The sequence below is a fragment of the Pseudomonadota bacterium genome, from assembly GCA_018242545.1.
GTDB lineage: Bacteria > Pseudomonadota > Alphaproteobacteria > 16-39-46 > 16-39-46 > 16-39-46.
In genome coordinates this window covers 1-4471 of record JAFEBT010000095.1, presented here as the reverse complement: position 1 = coordinate 4471, position 4471 = coordinate 1, and the positions used below count along the sequence as shown (strand labels likewise).

4 protein-coding genes are annotated in these 4471 nt (G+C 34.9%); all 4 read right to left on the bottom strand.

Going from position 1 to position 4471, the window contains the following annotated elements:
* Positions 1–30: 30 nt before the first annotated feature.
* Entirely contained in the window at positions 31–222 is a 192-nt protein-coding gene (locus JSS34_08495) for a hypothetical protein (protein ID MBS0186337.1), read from the bottom strand.
* 220 nt (positions 223–442) lie between these two features.
* Positions 443–2080, bottom strand: a complete 1638-nt coding sequence (locus tag JSS34_08490; GenBank protein ID MBS0186336.1) for an ABC transporter ATP-binding protein — start codon at positions 2078–2080, stop codon at positions 443–445.
* A complete protein-coding gene (locus JSS34_08485) occupies positions 2077–3876 on the bottom strand; it encodes a hypothetical protein (GenBank protein MBS0186335.1) in 1800 nt (599 codons plus the stop codon). The genes JSS34_08490 and JSS34_08485 overlap by 4 nt, the downstream gene beginning before the upstream one ends.
* Positions 3873–4471: lasso peptide biosynthesis B2 protein (locus tag JSS34_08480; GenBank protein ID MBS0186334.1), on the bottom strand; the 599-nt coding region annotated here is incomplete at its 5' end. The genes JSS34_08485 and JSS34_08480, both read right to left, overlap by 4 nt.

Sequence of the window (4471 nt, the reverse complement as noted above, 5' to 3'; positions counted from 1 at the left end):
ATCGGAGTCTGCCAATGACTCAATCTAATTTTACACCTCTTGACGGGACTCTATCCAATTATAAGGATTTTCACATTTAAACCCTGAAAATCCTTCCGTTATATGCGCTGCAGATTTCGGAAGATCCATACTCTGTTCCCTAAAAAATCCGCTTTTTTTAGAATGCGTAAATGATTGAAAGATAGAACTTATAAGAGGCCTAAATTGAAATTTATTTTGCATAATAGGTTTCCTTTCTTTTGGCGATATTCCCATCAGCGACAGAAGATAATGGGAGGGTTAAATACACGTCAGATACGTTTGTTTCTGACATGTCTTCTGTTCTTATTAAATTTCTGTTATGACATGTTTTAGATAATTTTTTAGAAAGATCATTAAAGTCATGATGTATTGGGTGTTGGACAATCTTTTTTTCATGGACCATGAATACTTTTGAAGCGTGTTAGACCATAAAAGGACGATGTATGATGATAATTTTTGTCATCCCAGGAAGAGATTTTTCGATATTATTTTGAATGATCCATTCTGTATTTTTATCCAAAAATGAAGTGGCTTCATCAAAGATGCATATTTTTGGTTTTTTAAGAAACAACCGTGCAAGTGAGAGACGTTGTTTTTCACCTCCAGAAAGTTTAAGTCCTCTGTTTCCAACTTCTGTATGAAGACCTTCAGGAAGCTGTCTTACAAAGTCGAGAAGATGCGCATTGTCTAAAGCTCTTTCAATATCCTTAAGGGATGCCTGAGGAGAGACAAAACGAATGTTGTTTTGAATTGTATCGTTTAAAAGACTACTTTCTTGTGGGACAAATCCAATTGTCTTGTACAAAGACTGAAAGGAGATATGTTTAAGATTAATGTTATTAATGAAAATGTTGCCATTTATGGGGTCATATAACCTTAAAAGAAGTTTTGCGAGTGTTGATTTTCCAGTACCCGTTGGCCCAACAATAAGAACTGTTTCATTAGGTTCTATTATAAAAGAAACATTTTCAAAGATAGGACAATCTCTATATCCAAAAGTAATGTTTTGAAACGTAATTTGAAGATGATTTCCACCTAAATGAAAAGGTGAACTCGCTTCTTGAATTTCATTCTTTGTTAAAAGAATATCAAGAACCCCTTTCATATCTACTATGGCTTTTTTAATATCTTGAGTGACTTGACCTAAAATACTCATGGGAAGGATAAATTGTAAGATGTAGCCATTGAAAAGAACAAAATCGCCTACAGATAGGGTCTTATCAATCACTCCTTGTCCAATAGAGTATGTAAGAATTATCAGCCCAAGCCCTAAGATGAGGGTTTGCCCCAATTGAATAAGACTGAATTTCGTGACAAAAGTAACCTCAGAGAGTTCACGTTTTTTAAGTTCTTTTTCACACATGCCGATGGCTAATTTTTCTTGGCTAAAAATTTTAATAGATTCTTGATTTGACAGAAAATCTGTCACAATACCATCAACATTTTTATCAATTTCATTTGCTTTTTCCCGATCTTTTAAAATGGACTTCATGGCCCAGAGGGTATAGCCGAAAAAAGTAATAAGAGTCCCTCCTAATAGAAGACTATAAGAGAAAGGATAAAAATAGGAGATAAGAAGAATGACACAGAGAAATTCAAACACCGTGGGAATAACATGAAAGAAGAGCCCCATAATAAGAGAAGGAACATCTTGCTGAGCTCTTCGAATGACGTTTGTTAAAGCTCCAGGTTTTTGATTGAGAAAGTATCTTTGAGAGAGAGTGTAAAGATGAGAGAGGACCTTGAGTTCTAAAACAAACACTATTCGTTGCTCAATTTTATATATTAAGAGGGCACGTAGATGGAGAGAAGCTTGGGTGAGGGTCCATAAGAGCCCATAGCAAAGAAGGATGGAAGTAATGAGAATGGAGTTTGTTTGAGAGAAAGAATCTACGCCTTTTTTTAAGAGAAGGGGGGCTGCGAGTGTCGAGAGAAGACTAATGATTAAGATAAAAAGTCCTAAAAAAAATTGGACACAAATTTTTTTATCTTCAAATATTGTAAAGAATAATTCTTTGATACAATTTATGTGGGAATTAAAGAGTAAGGAGTTTCTCATTTCATGCTCCTTTCATCCCAGTATCTTAAAAACATTTCCACGGAGACGAGATGTATGAGAGGCCAAAGATGGTTGATGTCTCCATCACCAAGGAGTGTTATTGTCTTATGAAGGGATTCTTTATCAACAAGTTTCAGCTTTACAAAATGTCCCTCGAAACACAGGCTTAAAATATGGTCTAAGTTCTTTTTAATTCCTAATTGAAAGAGTCCCGTTGTTTGGCTTTTATCACGTCTCCAAACGGTGTCTGTTTTAAAGGTATCACTCACTGATTTACGAAGAGGGTAGCGATCATATCCATTCTTAAAAAGTTCGTAGGTCGGAAAAGAGAGCGCAAATTCAATTACAGGCTCATAAAGAAAAGGATAAAACGTTGGATCTGCTTGATCCATCATCTCTATTTGAATAGAAGAAAATCCTTGAAAAAGAGCATCAATCTGATCTTTTTTTCCAGGCAGAGTATCTTGAGGAAGTGCGTCATCAATTGGGTGGGAATAAGGGGAAGATGTGTTTTGAAAAAGTTCTTTCTTAATCCATTTTGGAAGATCTTTAATTTGATCTTTAAGATGCGCTTTTTCTTTCTTCATTCTTAGAAAATGAGAGAAGAGCGTTCTAAGATTGAGTTTGAAGAGAGAAAAAAGCGGATCTCTGTAAAATTGAGCAATATCCTTAAATTGATCTTTTGATCCCTTAAGGCCTTTCTCAATAATATAATCTGAAATTGATTTTTGAGACGGAGGACGCATAAAAATATGATCACTTCCATGCCCACTTATAAAAGTAAAAGATCCAGTTGCAGGGATATTGTTAAATATGGTTTCAAGCCAATTTAAACTTACGAGGCCAGGAAATGGTTTGCTTGGCCTCATAGGATGTTTTTTTTGAGAAGGATTAAATGGGAGAGAGTTTGAAGCGTCAACTTCAATAAGCTCAATGCCTGTTTCTTCACAAACTTTACGCGCATGAATAAGCTCATTTGAAGACTTAATATGAGAATGAAAATAATTTAATGCCGTCAAAGTTTGATCTTTTTTAACAAGGTCTTTCAAACAGTAAACAAGAGAAGAAGAATCGAGGCCTCCAGAAAGACTTACACAAACTGTTTGGTAAGGCTCAATCCAAGGTTTTAAAGTACTCTGAAGAACATTGACGGCATCATTTTTTGGGCTGTTCGAGTTTTTATAGGAATCCAGAGGGTTCCAAAAAAGAGACGTTTTTCTTTCATGTGGCGTTATTTTTAAGAAGCAGGCAGGAGGAAGTTCAAAAATATTTTTAAAGGGTGTTTCAATAGAGTTGCTGTTTCCATAGACCAAATATGAACAAAGATAGGGCCAATTATAATCTGGCTTTTGAGAAAGTACTTTAAAAATAATTTCGATATCAGACGCAAATAGAATGTTGCCATTTTGGAAAATGTAATAGTAAAAAGGAAGTTGACCTGTTGCATCAATCACAATATCAAATTGCGATGTTTCTTTGGGGATGTGAATATAAATGTATTTTCCCCAGAGCTTCTTTAAAACGTCTTCCTTTCTTAAATGGGAAAGCTCTTTAAAGGTTTCTTTTTTCAAAACACAAGAAGGCTCTTTTTCAAAAATGCGTCCGAGCAAAATTGAAGAATCATTCTCCCAAACATCATCCATGTCTTGAGTCTTGGAAAGTTTTCCATAACACAAAATGAGAGCATTCTTATGGATGACTGTAGGAGATACTTGTGTAAAAGATAGTAATGCTTTGCTCAGATGTTTTTCTGTGATTGACGAAGCGCTAAAATTTAAAAGGCCTGCATAAATCATGATTTTATCCTCCGGAAAGGTTCATTTAAAATAATGGCAAGACCGTTTCTTAAATCCTCAGAGTCCAGCACGACTTTTCCATCACATTCCACCCAGGCATGGGCAAAAAATGGATAGTTTTGGACCCCGATTTCAAGATTACATTTCCACCTTTTCTTTAAAGCAAGAAGAACAAATGTCATTGCCCACTCTAAACATTTTGTTCGTGTTGGATACATGAGGCAGGCTTTATTCAGTATATTGGCAAGGTCTTTAAGTTCTTCTTCTTGTGGAATGATATAATTTAAGTATGATTTTTTAGATTTTTTAATCAATTGGAGGGTTGTGTGTAAGCCTCTTACTTTTATATAGAAATTGACTTTGATAAGTGTTGTAAGGGCTTTGAGAACATGGAAATTTACAGGTACTTTTTGAGCCTCTAAAGGGAGTCTCCAATCTACATTTGACACTCCGTCAGATGTGATTTTTCGATCAATATAAAAGGGGTACGCGGCTTTTTTCTTTTCAATAATATCATCTTCTAAAAGCTGCTGAATAAAGGTTATACTATTTCCATAAATTAAAATAACAAATAGACTTTTAAAAAGAAAAGAGA

Bases quoted from the DNA above. Each gene is read 5' to 3' on its own strand.
- JSS34_08495 (MBS0186337.1), bottom strand. From the start codon at position 222: ATGCAAAATAAATTTCAATTTAGGCCTCTTATAAGTTCTATCTTTCAA.
- JSS34_08490 (MBS0186336.1), bottom strand. From the start codon at position 2,080: ATGAGAAACTCCTTACTCTTTAATTCCCACATAAATTGTATCAAAGAA.
- JSS34_08485 (MBS0186335.1), bottom strand. From the start codon at position 3,876: ATGATTTATGCAGGCCTTTTAAATTTTAGCGCTTCGTCAATCACAGAA.